This window comes from Vibrio sp. 10N.286.48.C11 (assembly GCF_041469805.1).
GTDB lineage: Bacteria > Pseudomonadota > Gammaproteobacteria > Enterobacterales > Vibrionaceae > Vibrio > Vibrio crassostreae_C.
In genome coordinates this window covers 1-2,168 of sequence record NZ_JBFRLK010000122.1, presented here as the reverse complement: position 1 = coordinate 2,168, position 2,168 = coordinate 1, and the positions used below count along the sequence as shown (strand labels likewise).

Sequence of the window (2,168 nt, the reverse complement as noted above, 5' to 3'; positions counted from 1 at the left end):
TGCCCGTGCGACCTGAAGTCGTATGAAGCGTTGTTCACCACGACAAGAGTGAACCATCTGTATCACCAGATGACCCTAAGATCCTGAATAAAGTAGCGGATCTGACAATGTAACGAAACTTGGCCGTTAGGCTGAGTGGGAACAAAATCGTGAGAGGATGTTCCTCCTGAAAACCACAATTCGGGTAAGTGCTAGGGAGTCAATATGATGAACGTATGTGAATCCATTAAAGGTGCGTCATATGATGAAGCAGCGGAAGTGGTTAATACGCTGTGGCCAAAACGGCAACGAGAGTCGGAAAGGAGTTGGGCATTGGCCTTTCGTGATCAAAGTACTCTCCGCACTAGAGTGGGCATCTAAGTTGACATTTTACGTAACATACGGAACAGGGTAAGCCTGTATCGCTCCCTATGGGAAAGCCCTTGTGGCCGATAGTGATGCGGGTAAAGGAGGTCGGAGAAAGCGAAGGCTGCATTGTAACGATGCAGATACAGACTCGTGTCTGGTCACGAAAGTGAGCCCACTTCCGACTGGTCTTTCGTTGCGAGAGAGTTTGAAGAACTTTATTTAAGGAGAAACGCAAATGATGATTTCTAAAGAGATTAGTGCCTCTCCTGACAGTGCTCAATGGCAGTCTATCGACTGGAAACCTATTGAGTCGCATGTATTAAAGCTTCAGATGCGTATCGCAAAGGCAACTAGAGAAGGTAAACACGGTAAAGCGAAAGCCTTGCAGTGGGTACTAACTCATTCTCGCTCAGCCAAGCTTCTTGCAGTAAGGCGAGTATCTCAAAATAAAGGTAGTAAAACGTCTGGAATAGATGGTGTCATCTGGAACACAGATGCACGCCGCATAAAAGCAGTTAATCAATTGAGTCGAAAGGCGTACAAAGCCCAACCGCTCAAGCGTATCTACATCCCTAAAAAGAACGGCAAGCTCAGACCATTAGGCATTCCATGCATGATTGACAGAGCGCAACAAGCCCTCCATCTTCTTGCATTAGAGCCTATATCGGAAATGCTTGCTGACCCTAATAGTTATGGATTTAGGCCAAATCGCAGTACTGCCGATGCAGTTGGGCAGTGTTTCAAATGTTTGGCATTAAAGAAATCAGCTAAATGGGTACTTGAAGGGGATATTAAAGCTTGTTTCGACAAGATCGGCCATCAATGGCTTCTTGATAACATCGTTATTGATAAGAGAATGTTGGAACAATGGCTAAAATCTGGCTTTATGGACAAAGGTCTGTTTTATCGCACCGATGAGGGAACACCGCAAGGTGGGATAATATCACCAACCTTGATGCTAATGACTCTTGCTGGACTTGAGCAGCATATTAAGTCTACGGCCCTCAAAAAGGGTAGTAGAGCCAATTTCATTGGATACGCCGACGATTTCGTCGTCACCTGCGCTTCAAAGGAAGTGTTGGAGAACGATATCAAACCGTTGATCGCTGAATTTTTAGCGGAAAGAGGCTTAACATTATCCGAAGAGAAAACGCACATTACACACATCGATAACGGCTTTAACTTTCTAGGGTTCAATCACAGAAAGTACAAAGGGAAATTGCTCATTAAACCGAGTAAATCTAACACATTGCTGTTCTTGAGTAATCTGCGCGAACTCATCAAAAAGCATGCAACAACCTCTGTAAACGATCTTATCAAACTGATAAATCCGAAATTAAGGGGTTGGGCTAATTATTATCGCCATTGCGTGGCTAAACAGGTATTCGGATATGTAGGTCATAAGCTATTTCTTGCATTATGGTACTGGGCAGTGAGGCGTCATCCGACAAAATCCAAAACTTGGGTGGCCCTTAAATACTTCGTCAACCGAAAAGGCCAATGGCATTTTCATGGTTGGCAGAAGATCATGGATATGGATTGCCAGTTCAATCTCTTCCAAATAGCCAAAGTACCGATCGAGAGACATGTAAAAATCCGAAGTGCAGCGACACCATATGACCCTCAACACCAAGAATACTTGGCTAAGAGAAAGTCAAAAAGGCAAGCTCGCAACTCTTGGAAGGAGCCTACTCTCGCTGCTTTATAAGTTGCTGGGTATCAAACGATGCCTTCGTGAAGGCTTGAGCCTAGTGCAGTGAAAGTTGCACGCTGGGTTCTTAGGGGGACGGCACTTGGTAACAAGTGTCGTCTACCCGACC

General features: G+C 44.9%; 1 protein-coding gene. It reads left to right on the top strand.

Features of this window, described 5'->3' with window-relative positions; translation table 11 throughout:
* Positions 1 to 583: 583 nt before the first annotated feature.
* Entirely contained in the window at positions 584 to 2,056 is a 1,473-nt protein-coding gene (ltrA, locus tag AB4209_RS21540) for a group II intron reverse transcriptase/maturase (protein WP_372057320.1), read from the top strand.
* Positions 2,057 to 2,168 lie beyond the last annotated feature (112 nt).

What these genes read in the sequence shown, in the direction of transcription:
- ltrA (WP_372057320.1), top strand. Translation starts at nt 584, where the DNA reads ATGATGATTTCTAAAGAGATTAGTGCCTCTCCTGACAGTGCTCAATGG.